The sequence below is a fragment of the Nocardioides sp. genome (genome assembly GCF_050246775.1).
Lineage (GTDB): Bacteria > Actinomycetota > Actinomycetes > Propionibacteriales > Nocardioidaceae > Nocardioides.
The window spans coordinates 467,375-481,526 of sequence record NZ_JBFWVK010000002.1 but is presented as its reverse complement, the minus strand read 5'-3'; the positions used below and the strand labels follow the sequence as shown (position 1 = coordinate 481,526).

Sequence of the window (14,152 nt, the reverse complement as noted above, 5' to 3'; positions counted from 1 at the left end):
CACGTCCAAGACGCGAAATGCCCGAGGTGGGTTGCATTGCGGCCCGTCGATGCTCGAACCTGCCTCTCGGTGGTCGCTCCTGGGTGCGAGCACTACCGTTGCCTCACCGTCATCGCGAGCAAGGAGCAGTCATGCAGCAGGTCAAGGCCGTCGTCGCCCGGGGCAAGGGTCAACCGGTCTCGGTGGAGACGATCAACGTTCCCGATCCCGGACCGGGTGAGGCAGTCGTGAAGGTGCAGGCCTGCGGCGTCTGCCACACCGACCTGCACTACCGCGAGGGCGGGATCAACGACGACTTCCCCTTCCTGCTCGGGCACGAGGCGGCCGGTGTGGTCGAGTCGGTCGGGGCCGGGGTGGTCGGCCTGGCCCCGGGGGACTTCGTGATCCTGAACTGGCGTGCGGTCTGCGGTGACTGCCGGGCCTGCCGGCGTGGTGAGCCGTGGTACTGCTTCAGCACCCACAACGCGACGCAGAAGATGACCCTGTCCGACGGCACGGAACTCTCCCCGGCGCTGGGCATCGGGTCCTTCGCGGAGAAGACGCTCGTGGCAGCGGGGCAGTGCACGAAGGTCGACCCGTCCGCGCGGGCCGCAGCGGTCGGCCTGCTGGGCTGCGGCGTGATGGCGGGCCTGGGCGCCGCGATCAACACCGGCAACGTGACGCGAGGCAAGTCCGTGGCGGTGATCGGCTGCGGCGGCGTGGGATCGGCGGCGGTCGCCGGGTCAGCGCTGGCCGGCGCCTCGAAGATCATCGCGGTCGACATCGACGACCGGAAGCTGGAGTGGGCACGCTCCATGGGTGCGACGCACACCATCAACTCGAAGGGCCTCGACCCGGTGGCGGCGATCCAGGAGCTGACCGACGGCAACGGCGCGGACGTGGTGATCGACGCAGTGGGTCGCCCTGAGACCTGGAAGCAGGCGTTCTACGCCCGCGACCTGGCCGGCACCGTCGTGCTGGTCGGCGTCCCGACCCCGGACATGAAGCTGCCCGACATCCCGCTGATCGACGTCTTCGGTCGCGGTGGCGCGTTGAAGTCGAGCTGGTACGGCGACTGCCTGCCTTCGCGCGACTTCCCGATGCTGGTCGATCTCTACCAGCAGGGCCGCCTCGACCTCGACGCGTTCGTGTCGGAGGAGATCGGTCTCGACGACGTGGAGGCCGCGTTCGAGAAGATGCACCACGGCGACGTGCTCCGCTCGGTCGTGATCTTCTGATGGCTGCACGTGTCGATCATGCGGTGGTGTCGGGGACCTTCTCGCTCGACGGGGAGACCTTCGAGGTCGACAACAACGTCTGGGTGGTCGGTGACGACACCGAGTGTGTGGTGATCGACGCGCCGCACTCGGTGGACGCCATCATGAAGGTGGTGGGGGAGCGCACCGTCAAGGCGATCCTGTGCACCCACGCCCACGACGACCACGTGCGGGTGGCACCGGCCCTGCGCGAGCGCGTGACCGCACCGATCATGCTGCACCCTGCCGACCAGCCGCTCTGGTCGCTGACGCACACCGACCACCTCTGGGACGTGGATCTCAGCGACGGGTTCGAGATCACGGTGGGGGGGACCCTGCTGCGGACGATCCACACCCCGGGCCACGCCCCGGGCGCCGTCTGCTTCCACGCGCCCGACCTCGGCTGCGTGTTCACCGGCGACACCCTGTTCAACGGCGGCCCGGGCGCGACCGGTCGTTCCTTCAGCGACCCCGAGGAGATCGTGGAGTCCATCCGGACCCGGCTGTTCCAACTGCCCGAGGACACCGTCGTGCACACCGGACACGGAGACGACACCACGATCGGTGCCGAGCGCGCGGTCCTGCGTTGAGTCGAGGGGCCGCGAGGGGGTCAGAACGGAGCGACCAGGAGCGCCGTGCCGGTGTCCTTGATCCGGGTGAGCACCAGCGTCGCGGTGTTCTCCCCGCGCAACGCCAGGCGCTTGCGCAGGGTCTCGGGCACGACGTCCACGCCGCGGGTCTTGATCGTGAGTACGCCGATGCTGCGCTCGCGTAGCGCCGCCCGGAGCGGCTTCTCCCGGAAGGGCACCTCCTCCAGCACCCGGTAGCCGCGGGCGAACGGAGTGTGGAACGAGTCATCCGAGGTCACCCAGGCGATGTGCTCGTCGATCAGTCCACCCCCGACGCCCGCGGCCACGGCGGTCACCAGTCCGGCACGGATCACGGCCCCGTCGGGTTCGTAGAGGAACCGACCGAGCTCACGCACCGGACGCTCACGGCCCTGCCACGGGTCGTCGTCCTCGGTCAGCGTGGCCAGGCCGCCGGCGCCGATCACGGTGGCGCGACGCGCCACGGTTGCCAGGGGCCCCGACCACAGCGAGGCCTCCTTCACCTCTCCGTCGTCACTGACCCACTCGGCCTCGACGCCTGCCGGGATCAGCTCGTGGGGTACGCCGGGCGCCACCTTGACCACGGCTGCCCGCGTGAGCAGCGACTGCACGAACGACCAGGGGGGAGTCCAGTCCTCCACCCGGAACGTGCGGCCGCGGCCGCTGCGCCGGGCTGGGTCGGCGAACGCCACCGCGAAGCCGGAGAGGTCGATGCTGGTCGCGTCGGCCACCTGGGTCGCCCCCGGCAGCCCGAGCGCAGCGAGGTTGGCCGCGGCGATGGCCACCCGCACCGGGTCGAGGTCGACACCGGCCGTGGTCAGCCCGGCGCGCGCGAAGGCGATCAGGTCGCCGCCGATGCCGCACCCCAGGTCGATCACGCTGGCCGGCTGGGCCGCAGCGAGTCGCGCGGCCCGGTGGGCGGCGACCCGCGCCCGGGTCGACTGCTCGAGCGCATCGGGCGTGAAGTACATCCCGACGGCGTCGTCGCCGAACTTCGCGACCGCCCGGGCCCGCAGTTGCACCTGGGTCAGCGCCGCGGCCGCCCGATCGGCGTCCGGCTCGATGCGGCGCACCGACGACGCGGCACGCACCGGGTCGCCCTCGGCGTCGACGTACACATGGGTGGCCCGGTCCAGCAGGCGCTGGCCGTCGTCGGTCAACAGCCACTGGAAGGTCTCGAGGTCCACGTGGCCATCCTGACAGGCGGATCATGGCCAGGGGTCTCTGGCACTCCGTCAGGTCGAGTGCTAACGTCTGTTCTGGCACTCTCGACCCGAGGGTGCCAGCCGCAAGCGAACATCGTGCGACCCCCGCGACGGCGTACGAAATCCCATCGCCCGGCACCAAACGTTTCCTAGAAGTCTGTTAGAGAAGTGGAGTTCGACATCGTGTCGGTCAACATCAAGCCTCTCGAGGACCGCATCGTCGTCAAGGCGCTCGAAGCGGAGCAGACCACGGCCTCCGGCCTGGTCATCCCGGACACGGCCAAGGAGAAGCCCCAGGAGGGCGAAGTCCTGGCCATCGGCCCCGGTCGCATCGACGACAAGGGCAACCGCGTCCCGCTCGACGTCGCCATCGGCGACAAGGTCATCTACAGCAAGTACGGCGGCACCGAGGTGAAGTACGCCGGCGAGGAGTACCTCATCCTCTCCGCGCGCGACGTGCTCGCCGTCGTTTCCTGAAATTCCTGGAGCCGTGAGTCCGGGCGCGCGCACGTGCGTGGGCCCGGACCACGGCTCGATCTGTACTGAGGAGAGCAATGCCCAAGATTCTTGAGTTCGACGAGCACGCACGACGCGCGCTCGAGCGTGGCGTGGACGCCCTCGCCAACGCGGTCAAGGTGACGCTCGGCCCCAAGGGCCGCTACGTCGTCCTCGACAAGAAGTGGGGCGCCCCCACGATCACGAACGACGGTGTGACCGTCGCCCGCGAGATCGAGCTGGACGACCCGTTCGAAAACCTCGGTGCGCAGCTGACCAAGGAGGTCGCCACCAAGACCAACGACGTCGCCGGTGACGGCACGACGACGGCCACGGTGCTCGCCCAGGCCATGGTTCACGAGGGTCTGCGCGCAGTCGCCGCCGGCGCCAACCCGATGGGGCTCAAGCGGGGCATGGACCTCGCCACGGCTGCCGTCGGAGACGCGCTGGCCGCTGCGGCCCGCGAGGTCGAGTCCCGTGAGGACATGGCCTCGGTGGCCACGATCTCCTCGCGCGACAGCGTGATCGGCGACCTGCTCGCGCAGGCCTTCGACAAGGTCGGCAAGGACGGCGTGATCACGGTCGAGGAGTCCAACACCATGGGCACCGAGCTCGAGTTCACCGAGGGGATGCAGTTCGACAAGGGCTACATCTCGCAGTACTTCGTCACCGACCAGGAGCGCATGGAGGCCGTCCTGGACGACCCCTACATCCTGCTGCACCAGGGCAAGATCTCCGCGATCGCGGACCTGCTTCCCCTGCTGGAGAAGGTCATCGCCGCAGGCAAGCCGCTGTTCATCCTCTCCGAGGACGTCGACGGTGAAGCCCTCTCGACCCTGGTGGTCAACAAGATCCGCGGCACGTTCAACGCCGTCGCGGTGAAGGCGCCTGCCTTCGGTGACCGTCGCAAGGCCATGATGGAGGACATCGCGACCCTGACCGGTGGTCAGGTCGTGTCCCCCGAGGTCGGTCTTCGCCTCGACCAGGTCGGTCTCGAAGTCCTCGGCCAGGCCCGTCGCGTCGTCATCACCAAGGACAACACGACCATCGTCGACGGTGCCGGCGACGCCGCCGCCGTCGAGGGTCGAGTCAACCAGATCAAGGCCGAGATCGAGAACACCGACTCCGACTGGGACCGCGAGAAGCTCCAGGAGCGTCTCGCGAAGCTCGCCGGCGGCGTGTGTGTGATCAAGGTCGGCGCCGCCACCGAGGTGGAGCTCAAGGAGAAGAAGCACCGCATCGAGGACGCCGTCTCCGCGACGCGCGCCGCGATCGAAGAGGGCATCGTCCCCGGCGGTGGTTCGGCCCTGATCCACGCGGTCGCGGTCCTCGACAAGGACCTCGGTCTCACCGGTGACGAGGCAGCCGGCGTACGCATCGTGCGCAAGGCTGCCGACGAGCCGCTGCGCTGGATCGCGGAGAACGGCGGAGTCAACGGCTACGTCGTCACCTCCAAGGTGCGCGAGCTCGGTCTCGGCAACGGCTACAACGCCGCGACCGAGGAGTACGGCGACCTGGTTGCCCAGGGCGTCCTCGACCCGGTCAAGGTGACGCGTTCGGCCCTGGTCAACGCCACGTCGATCGCGGGCATGCTGCTCACGACCGAGACGCTGATCGTCGAGAAGCCCGAGGACGAAGACGCGGCTCCGGCTGCGGGTGGCCACGGCCACGGTCACGGTCACTGACCCGTTCTCAGCACCACAGCACAAGCGCTGACCCGTCGCTTCCGCGGCGGGTCAGCGTTCTGCTGTCTGGCGAGGACCTAGAAGGTGGGCCTGTCGCAGTCGGGGAGCACCACCGGTCGCTGGACCCCGCGCAGCAGGAAGATCGGGGTCTCGTCGCAGCCCCACGCGTGCAGCTCGTAGCGGGAGCGGACCACCTGGCCCAGCCGGGTCCCGGCGTCGAGGTTCCACACGGCCAGCGGGGCCGCGGCCACGAACCACGTGGGTGCCCGAGGTCCCTCCAGCAGCCTGATCAGCTGGTGGTAGTCCGGGTCCAGGGTGCGCATCGGCAGGCTCCACAGGTAGCGGTACGGCGAGGGCAGGCCGGAGGCGAACTGCAGGTCGGCCCGGCCGCCGAAGACCACGAGTGAGTCCGAGGGCTGGGCGACGGCTCCGATGGCCTCCCCGGTGTAGACCCAGCTGGGCGTGACGCGACCCTGCTCGTTGGTCACGGTCCAGGCCACCAGGGAGACCACCGTGGAGGCCACCGAGATCGCGACCATCGCCCGCATCGCGAGCCCCCGCTTGGAGGGTCGGGCGACGAGCATCGCCGCGCACAGCGCCGTACCCGGGATGAGCACGAACAGGTAGGGGCGCCAGTAGCTGCCGCCCAGCAGCAGGCCGAGCCCGTCGGCCAGCACGACGGCGAGCGTCGCCGCGGTGACGGCCCGGTTGGTGAGCCAGGCACCCTTGAGGTGCACCAGGAAGCCGCCGATGATCAGCGCCATGCCGCTGCCCAGGACGATGCCGGCGAGGATCTTCGCCCGGTCCTCGGGCGCGGACAGGTTGCCGGCGAGCAGCACCTCGAGGGCGTCTCCGCGGAAGCCGTAGACGGCGTACCAGAGTGCGTCGAGGCGCACGCCCACGCTGACGGCCCACACGAGTGTGGCGACGACCGGGGTCAGGGCGCCGGCGATCGCGGCGCCGGCCAGGCGAGCGAGATCACGACGGCTGAGCTCTCCGACCGCGGTCGCCACCACGAGCAGGACGCCACCGAAGACGAGTCCTGCGAAGAGGTTCTGCTTCAGCCCCAGGGCGAGTACGGCGAGCAGGCCGGCGCCGAACGCCCAGCGTCCCGAGCGCCGGTCCAGGGCGATGAGCGAGCACCAGATGCTGGTCATGATGACCGGCAGTCCCAGCAACTCGCCCTTCGCGGCAACCGCGTCGATCATCGGGTTGGTGGTGATGGCAGCGACCGCCACGGCCGTCCAGGCAGCCGCGCGGTCACCGGAGATCCTCCGGGCCACCGCGGCGGCACTGAGGACCAGCACGATGCAGCCCAGCGCGGCCACGAACCGCATGAACAGCGGGCCGCCGATCCAGTCCGACACCTTGACGACCGCGATCAGCAGCGGTGGGCGATCCACCCAGTGCACGCCGTACACGCTGCCCGGCAGGGGGTGCCACGACCTGGCCACGAGCGTGAAGCCCGCCTCGTCGGGACCGATCGGCCAGAGGGCTCCGGGGAACCGCAGGAGGGCCGCACACAGGGCCGCACCCCAGATGACCCCCCGGTTGCGCACGACACCCACTGTAGGCACACGACAGGCTGTGACGTGGGCGAAACATTCCCGGCGCCGATTCGCAATCCGGATCGCGCACAGTGGCGGAGTCAGGGGTGGATGGACTGCAGGGAGATGCCAGCATGCTGTGGAGAGTTCGTACGACGCTTCCCGATCGGCCCGGTTCGCTGGCGGTCCTGGCCCAGGACTGTGGCGACGCGGGCGTCAACATCCTCGGCCTGCAGATCTTCCCGGGCGTGGACGGGGTCACCGACGAGCTGGTCCTACGCACCCCGGCAGGCTGGGGAATGGTCGAGATCGCCCAACTGATCGAGGGCTCCGGTGGTCTGGCGGTGAGCGGGGCGGCGTGCACCGAGCACGCCCTGGTCGACCAGCCCACGCGCTACGTCCAGGCGGCGCGCACGATCCTGGCGCACCCGGCGCGCTTCCCCGAGGTCGTGGCCCAGCTCTTCGACGCGGAGGCGGATCCGGCGCAGGGTGTGCTGGCGCCGGTGCAGGACGTGATGGAGATGCGGGTCGGTGACATCGGCGTGCAGGTGCGGCGTACGGCGCCCTTCACTCCCACCGAGCACGCCCGGGGAGCTGCGATGGCCGACCTGGTCAGCGAGGTCCTGGCCCGACAGATCGACCTGCCGGCGACCTCCGGCGGCCACGCTGCCGGCCATGACGCCCACCCGGAGTTCGTCGTGGACGAGGATGGCATCGCGGCCTGGGTCGAGGGCAGCGTCGTGGGGATCGCGATGATCCGCTCCGAGGGGTCCGGGATGGTCGAGGCCGGGGGACGCGCGGTGAGCCTTCGGGTCGATCCGCAGTGGCAGCGTCGCGGCATCGGCACCCGGCTGCTGAACGACGTCGCCCGGCTGGCGGCCGGCATGGGGGTGCAGGAGATCGTGCTCACCACCCGCGCGGACAACCAGGCCGTGCTGCCGATGGTGCTGGCCGCCGGCCTGCGGGGCCGGATCCGGATGGCCTCCGACGTCCTCACCGTGCGGATCCCGGTGCGCGACCTCAAGCCGCTGCCTGTCTGAGCACGCCGATAGGATGGGGGCGTGGAGCTCCCGGAGAAGTTTGCGGCCCTCGGCCTGACCTATGACGATGTCCTGCTGCTGCCGGGGGAGTCCGACCTGGCGCCGTCCGACATCGACACGACCACGCGGCTGACCCGCGAGATCTCGATCAAGGTTCCCCTGATCAGTGCGGCCATGGACACCGTCACCGAGTCCCGGATGGCGATCGCGATGGCGCGCCAGGGCGGGCTGGGTGTGCTGCACCGCAACCTCTCGGTCGATGACCAGGCCATGCAGGTCGACCTGGTCAAGCGCACCCAGACCGGGATCATCTCCAACCCCGTCACCATCGGCCCGGACGCGACCCTGGAGGACCTCGACCGGGTGTGCGGTGAATACCGGGTCTCCGGGCTGCCGGTGGTCGACACCGACAACCGCCTGCTGGGCATTATCACCAACCGCGACCTGCGCTTCACCCCGGTCGCGGAGTGGGCCACCACGAAGGTCGACGAGGTGATGACGCCGATGCCGCTGATCACCGGGCACGTCGGCATCGCACGCGAGGAGGCCACCCTGCTGCTGCGCAAGCACAAGCGTGAGCGGCTGCCGCTGGTCGACGCAGACGGCCGCCTCGCCGGGCTCATCACCGTCAAGGACTTCGTGAAGTCCGAGCAGTTCCCCAACGCCTCCAACGACGCCGACGGACGCCTCATGGTCGGCGCCGCCATCGGCTACTTCGGCGATGCCTTCGAGCGGGCCACCCGGCTGGTCGAGGCCGGTGTCGACGTCCTGGTCGCCGACACCGCCCACGGCCATGTGCGGATGCTGCTCGAGATGGTCCAGCGCCTCAAGAACGACCCCGCGACCCGTCACGTCCAGGTCATCGGTGGCAACGTCGCCACCCGGGCCGGAGCCCAGGCCTTCGTCGATGCCGGAGCCGACGCGGTCAAGGTCGGAGTGGGGCCGGGCTCCATCTGCACGACGCGCGTGGTGACCGGCGTGGGTGCCCCGCAGGTGACCGCGGTCTACGACGCGTGGCTGGCCTGTCACCCGGCCGGCGTACCCGTGATCGCCGACGGCGGGCTGCAGCACTCCGGCGACATCGCCAAGGCGATCGTGGCCGGTGCCGAGTCGGTGATGATCGGCTCCCTCCTGGCCGGCTGCGAGGAGTCCCCGGGCGAGCTCGTGTTCGTCAACGGCAAGCAGTTCAAGTCCTACCGCGGCATGGGGTCGTTGGGGGCGATGTCGAGCCGGGGCAAGAAGTCCTACTCCAAGGACCGCTACTTCCAGGCCGAGGTCACCAGCGACGACCAGATCGTGCCCGAGGGCATCGAGGGTCAGGTGGCCTTCCGCGGTCCTCTGGCAGCGGTCGCCCACCAGCTGATCGGCGGCCTCAACCAGTCGATGTTCTACACCGGTGCGCGCACCATCCCCGAGCTGCAGGAGAAGGGCAGATTCGTGCGGATCACGGCGGCCTCGCTCAAGGAGAGCCACCCCCACGACGTTCAGATGACCGTCGAGGCCCCCAACTACTCAGGACGCTGACACCCATGACCGAGATCGAGATCGGCCGCGCCAAGCGAGCCCGCCGGGCCTTCAGCTTCGACGACATCGCCATCGTGCCCTCACGCCGCACCAGGGACCCCGAAGAGGTCAGCGTGGCCTGGCAGATCGATGCCTACCGCTTCGAGCTCCCCGTGCTGGCGGCGCCGATGGACTCGGTGATGTCGCCGGCCACGGCGATCGCGTTCGGCAAGCTCGGGGGCCTCGGAGTGCTGAACCTCGAGGGACTCTGGACCCGCTACGACGACCCGTCCGAGCTCCTGAGCGAGGTGGCCGGCCTCCACGGCCTCGAGGCGACCCGCAGGATGCAGGAGATCTACGCCGAGCCCATCCGGCCCGAGCTGATCACCGCCCGGTTGCAGGAGATGCGCCAGGCCGGGGTCACCGTCGCCGGTTCCTTGTCCCCGCAGCGCACCAAGGAGTTCGCCAAGACGGTCGTGGATGCCGGGGTGGACATGTTCGTCATCCGGGGCACGACGGTGTCGGCTGAGCACGTGTCCTCGCAGGCGGAGCCACTGAACCTCAAGGAGTTCATCTACGAGCTCGACGTGCCGGTCATCGTCGGGGGCTGTGCCACCTATCAGGCGTCCCTGCACCTGATGCGCACCGGCGCTGCCGGCGTGCTCGTGGGTTTCGGTGGCGGTGCCGCCCACACCACCCGCACCGTCCTGGGCGTCGCGGTGCCGATGGCGAGCGCGGTGGCCGATGTCGCGGCCGCCCGCCGTGACTACATGGACGAGTCCGGTGGGCGCTACGTGCACGTCATCGCCGACGGTTCGATCGGGCGCTCGGGCGACGTGGCGAAGGCGGTCGCCTGTGGCGCGGACGCCGTCATGGTGGGCTCACCGTTCGCTCGGGCCTCCGACGCGCCGGGACACGGCTTCCACTGGGGCACCGAGGCGCACCACTCCGAGCTGCCGCGCGGCGAGCGGGTCGAGTTCGGGACGGTCGGCACGCTGGAGGAGATCCTGTTCGGTCCCTCCCGGGTCGCCGACGGCACGATGAACCTCATCGGTGCACTGAAGCGGTCCATGGCCACGACCGGCTACACGGACGTGAAGGAATTCCAGCGCGTCGAGATCGTCGTCGAATAGCAGGCCGGGACCCCACTCAGCGGGGGCGCGGATAGACTGTTGCCTCCTGGTGAGCGTGTGAAAGGCCCCCATGTCCCACGATCTGGTCCTCGTCGTCGATTTCGGGGCGCAGTACGCCCAGCTGATCGCCCGGCGGGTGCGTGAAGCCCGCGTCTACTCCGAGATCGTGCCGCACACGATGCCCGTGGCGCAGATGCTCGAACGCGGCCCGGCCGCCATCGTGCTCTCCGGCGGGCCGTCCTCGGTGTACGCCGAGGGAGCCCCGTCCATCGACCCGGCTCTGTTCAGCGCCGGAGTTCCGGTCTTCGGGATGTGCTACGGCTTCCAGCTCATGGCCCGTGCCCTGGGTGGCGAGGTGGCCCACACCGGGGCGCGCGAGTACGGCCGCACCCCGGTCGCGATCAGCGACGGCGGCACCCTGCTGGCCGACCTCCCCTCCAGTCACAACGTGTGGATGTCGCACGGCGACTCCGTGACCGAGGCGCCGGCGGGATTCGCGGTCCTCGCGAGCACCGACGTCACCCCGGTGGCGGCGTTCGAGAACCTCGCGGCCCAGCAGGCCGGCGTCCAGTGGCACCCCGAGGTGATGCACACCGAGCACGGTCAGCGGGTCCTGGAACACTTCCTGCACGACATCGCGGGCTGTCGGCCGACCTGGACGATGGTCAACATCGTCGAGGAGCAGATCGAACGGATCCGTGCCCAGATCGGTCCCGAGGGCCGCGCCATCTGCGGTCTGTCCGGTGGCGTCGACTCCGCGGTCGCGGCAGCCGTCGTCCAGCGCGCCATCGGTGATCGCCTGACCTGTGTGTACGTCGACCACGGACTGATGCGCAAGGGCGAGACCGAGCAGGTCGAGCGGGACTTCGTGGCGGCGACCGGGGTGGACCTCAAGGTGGTCGACGCCGAGAAGCGGTTCCTCGACGCCCTTGCAGGGGTCAGCGACCCGGAGGAGAAGCGCAAGACGATCGGGCGCGAGTTCATCCGGGTCTTCGAGGCTGCCGAGGCCGACATCATCAACGACAATCCCGGCACGGTCGGCTTCCTGGTCCAGGGCACGCTGTATCCCGACGTGGTCGAGTCCGGTGGGGGCGCCGGCACCTCGACGATCAAATCCCACCACAACGTGGGCGGACTGCCCGACGACCTCGAGTTCGAGCTGGTCGAGCCGCTGCGCACCCTGTTCAAGGACGAGGTCCGGCTCGTGGGTGAACAACTCGGGCTGCCCGCCGACATCGTGTGGCGGCAGCCGTTCCCAGGTCCCGGCCTGGGTATCCGGATCATCGGCGAGGTCACCCGCGAGCGTCTCGACATCCTGCGCGAGGCCGACGCCATCGCCCGCGAGGAGCTCACGCGAGCCGGTCTGGACCGCGACATCTGGCAGATGCCGGTGGTCCTGCTGGCCGACGTACGCTCGGTCGGGGTCCAGGGCGACGGCCGGACCTACGGACACCCGGTCGTGCTGCGCCCGGTCACCTCCGAGGACGCGATGACCGCGGACTGGGCGCGGCTGCCCTACGAGGTGATGGAGCGGATCTCGACCCGCATCACCAACGAGGTCCGCGAGATCAACCGGGTCACGGTCGACATCACCAGCAAGCCGCCGGGCACGATCGAGTGGGAGTGAGATCACCCTCGCGCTGATTCGTGATGGTATGGGCTGATTCGGTACCGTTTCGCCAGTGACGTGGTCCTACCGCCCTGCCCTGGACGGCCTGCGCACCGTCGCGGTCTACCTCGTGCTGCTCTACCACGCAGGAATGGCTGCGGTCGGTGGCGGCTTCGTCGGAGTGGACCTCTTCTTCGTCCTGTCGGGATTCCTGGTCTCCAACGTCATCCTCAGTGAGATCGACGAGCGCGGCACGCTGAGGCTGGGGCGCTTCTATGCCCGCCGGGTCAAGCGCCTGCTGCCGGCAGCAGTGGTGGTGATCACCGCGACCGCGGCCGTGTTCGTCCTGGCCACCACGGTGGTACGCCGCCTGCCGCTGGTCGCCGACGCCCAGAGTGCGCTGCTGTACGTCTCCAACTGGCGGTTCCTGAGCCAGCAGAACGACTACTTCGCCACCGAGGTCGACCGCAGCCCCTACCTGCACTTCTGGTCGCTGTCGATCGAGGAGCAGTTCTACTTCGTCTTCCCCATCCTCCTGATCCTGCTCGTGCGTGCCGCCCGACGCCGCGGCTGGGTGCTGCCGGCCGGCATCGCGGTGCTCATGGTGCTCTCGGTCGCCGCCCAGCTCTACTGGGCGAGCGCCGACCCGAGCCACGCCTACTACGGCACCGACGCCCGCCTCTACCAGCTGCTGGCCGGCGCCCTGCTCGCCGTACTCCTGAGGGCGCGCAAGGTCAGCGACCGGCAACGCTGGCTCGGGGTCGTCGGGCTGGTGATGATCCTGGTGGTCGGCAGCGGCCTGCTCGACGTCACTCCCTCCAACCGCGGACTCCTGGCGACCGTGGCGAGCGTGCTGCTGATCCTGGGTGTCTCCTGCGACCGGTCGAGTCCGTTGACCACGGTGCTGTCGCGACCGACCCCGGTGTTCCTGGGCAAGATCTCCTACGGCACCTACCTGTGGCACTGGCCGGTGCTGCTGGTGCTGATGGAGTTCTTCGACGTCCGTCCGCTGGTATTGGCTCTCCTCGGTGGCGCGGTCAGCACCGGGCTGGCAGCCTTGTCCTACCAGGTGCTCGAGATGCCGATCCGCCGGTCCGAGACCCTGAGCCGGTTCACCTGGCCGGTCGCCGTGGTCGGGGTGACCGCCAGCGCTCTGGTCGCCTTCCTGGTGATGCCTCCGCTGCTGCAGTCCACCCGCCCACCGGCGCTGGTCGCCTCCGGGGTGGCAGCCACCCCCAACGGCACCGCCAAGGGTGCGAAGATCCCCTCGGACATCGACTGGGAGGCAGTGTCGCTGGACTACGGCTCCGAGCAGACCTGCACCACGCCCGCAGAGTGCGTCGTGGTCGACGGCGACGGCCCCCATGTCGTGCTGGTCGGCGACAGCCACGCCCGGATGCTGGAGCCGATGTACGAGAAGCTGGCCGAGGAGCACGGCTTCCAACTGTCGGTCAACATCATGCACGCCTGCCCGTGGCAGGCCGACCTGATCAACTTCAACCGCCCGCCGGCCGAGCGCCAGGAGTGCGTCGCCCAGCGGGGCGCCTGGTACAAGGACGTCCTGCCCGAGCTGAAGCCCGACCTGATGATCCTGGTCTCCAACAGCTACGACAACGAGGCCAAGTACGCCAAGGGGTTCAAGCGCATCGGCGGCTCCGACGAGAGCCTGTCGCAGCTGCTCGACAACACGACGCAGGAGACGCTCGCCACGTTCAGCGAGCTGGGTGCCCGCTCCCTGGTCACGCTGAACACCCTGGAGACCGGAGGCATCGATCCGCTCGACTGCCTGGCGCGCGCGACGTACATCTCTCAGTGCACGATCCCCGCGAGGATGGGCAGCCGGCCCAGCGACGCCTACTACCAGGTGGCGGCCGTGCGCTCCGATGACGTCTACACCGTCGACATCAACCCCGTCGTCTGCCCCGATGCGCCCCTGTGCCTCCCGATCCTCAAGGGCGTGGTGGTCTGGCGCGACCCCGACCACCTCACCGGTGCCATCGGGATCGAGCTCAGGGACAAGGTGTGGAAGGCCATCAAGAAGACCGGCGCCCTCCAGGGCCTGGGCTTCAGCTGATCACAGGGCAGGATTCAC

11 protein-coding genes are annotated in these 14,152 nt (G+C 69.5%); 9 read left to right on the top strand and 2 right to left on the bottom strand.

The features are described 5' to 3' along the window. Positions 1–131 precede the first annotated feature (131 nt). Positions 132–1,217 carry an S-(hydroxymethyl)mycothiol dehydrogenase gene (locus AB7I40_RS12125; protein ID WP_428347728.1) on the top strand — a complete coding sequence of 362 codons (1,086 nt, stop codon included), beginning with the start codon at positions 132–134 and terminating at the stop codon, positions 1,215–1,217. Beyond that, positions 1,217–1,825: an MBL fold metallo-hydrolase gene (locus tag AB7I40_RS12120; protein ID WP_428347727.1), complete on the top strand. Its 609-nt coding sequence runs from the start codon at positions 1,217–1,219 to the stop codon at positions 1,823–1,825. Before AB7I40_RS12125 ends, AB7I40_RS12120 begins: the two co-directional genes overlap by 1 nt. A 20-nt stretch (positions 1,826–1,845) precedes the next feature. Here the strand turns inward: AB7I40_RS12120 and AB7I40_RS12115 are convergent, their stop codons facing one another. After that, the gene (locus AB7I40_RS12115) at positions 1,846–3,030 is read right to left on the bottom strand and encodes a THUMP-like domain-containing protein (RefSeq protein ID WP_428347726.1); all 1,185 of its coding nucleotides are present in this window, start codon (positions 3,028–3,030) and stop codon (positions 1,846–1,848) included. A gap of 201 nt (positions 3,031–3,231) precedes the next feature. Between AB7I40_RS12115 and groES the strand changes: the two genes are divergently transcribed. Then, positions 3,232–3,525 (top strand): co-chaperone GroES, encoded by a 294-nt coding sequence (gene groES / locus AB7I40_RS12110; RefSeq protein WP_428347740.1) that lies wholly within the window; start codon positions 3,232–3,234, stop codon positions 3,523–3,525. A 77-nt stretch (positions 3,526–3,602) separates the two neighbouring features. Beyond that, the gene (gene groL / locus AB7I40_RS12105) at positions 3,603–5,228 is read left to right on the top strand and encodes a chaperonin GroEL (RefSeq protein WP_428347725.1); all 1,626 of its coding nucleotides are present in this window, start codon (positions 3,603–3,605) and stop codon (positions 5,226–5,228) included. A 77-nt stretch (positions 5,229–5,305) separates the two neighbouring features. Here groL and AB7I40_RS12100 read toward each other — a convergent pair whose 3' ends face one another. Next, complete coding sequence (locus AB7I40_RS12100) at positions 5,306–6,787, bottom strand: glycosyltransferase family 39 protein (RefSeq protein WP_428347724.1); 1,482 nt, start codon at positions 6,785–6,787, stop codon at positions 5,306–5,308. A 122-nt stretch (positions 6,788–6,909) separates the two neighbouring features. On the opposite strand from AB7I40_RS12100, the gene AB7I40_RS12095 reads away from it, so the two are divergent. The 5 genes from AB7I40_RS12095 to AB7I40_RS12075 all read left to right on the top strand — a co-directional run bounded on the left by AB7I40_RS12095 (position 6,910) and on the right by AB7I40_RS12075 (position 14,134). Continuing rightward, complete coding sequence (locus AB7I40_RS12095; RefSeq protein ID WP_428347723.1) at positions 6,910–7,815, top strand: GNAT family N-acetyltransferase; 906 nt, start codon at positions 6,910–6,912, stop codon at positions 7,813–7,815. A 21-nt stretch (positions 7,816–7,836) separates the two neighbouring features. Next, entirely contained in the window at positions 7,837–9,339 is a 1,503-nt protein-coding gene (guaB, locus tag AB7I40_RS12090) for an IMP dehydrogenase (RefSeq protein WP_428347722.1), read from the top strand. Positions 9,340–9,344: 5 nt separating this feature from the next. Next, positions 9,345–10,451 carry a GuaB3 family IMP dehydrogenase-related protein gene (locus AB7I40_RS12085; RefSeq protein WP_428347721.1) on the top strand — a complete coding sequence of 369 codons (1,107 nt, stop codon included), beginning with the start codon at positions 9,345–9,347 and terminating at the stop codon, positions 10,449–10,451. A gap of 70 nt (positions 10,452–10,521) precedes the next feature. Continuing rightward, positions 10,522–12,078, top strand: a complete 1,557-nt coding sequence (guaA, locus tag AB7I40_RS12080) for a glutamine-hydrolyzing GMP synthase (protein ID WP_428347720.1) — start codon at positions 10,522–10,524, stop codon at positions 12,076–12,078. Between the two features lie 55 nt (positions 12,079–12,133). Then, entirely contained in the window at positions 12,134–14,134 is a 2,001-nt protein-coding gene (locus AB7I40_RS12075) for an acyltransferase family protein (RefSeq protein ID WP_428347719.1), read from the top strand. The last annotated feature ends 18 nt before the right edge of the window (positions 14,135–14,152 follow it).

Coding starts and splice junctions, on each gene's coding strand:
- AB7I40_RS12120 (WP_428347727.1), top strand. CDS start 1,217: ATGGCTGCACGTGTCGATCATGCGGTGGTGTCGGGGACCTTCTCGCTC.
- AB7I40_RS12095 (WP_428347723.1), top strand. CDS start 6,910: ATGCTGTGGAGAGTTCGTACGACGCTTCCCGATCGGCCCGGTTCGCTG.
- AB7I40_RS12125 (WP_428347728.1), top strand. CDS start 132: ATGCAGCAGGTCAAGGCCGTCGTCGCCCGGGGCAAGGGTCAACCGGTC.
- AB7I40_RS12085 (WP_428347721.1), top strand. CDS start 9,345: ATGACCGAGATCGAGATCGGCCGCGCCAAGCGAGCCCGCCGGGCCTTC.
- groL (WP_428347725.1), top strand. CDS start 3,603: ATGCCCAAGATTCTTGAGTTCGACGAGCACGCACGACGCGCGCTCGAG.
- guaA (WP_428347720.1), top strand. CDS start 10,522: ATGTCCCACGATCTGGTCCTCGTCGTCGATTTCGGGGCGCAGTACGCC.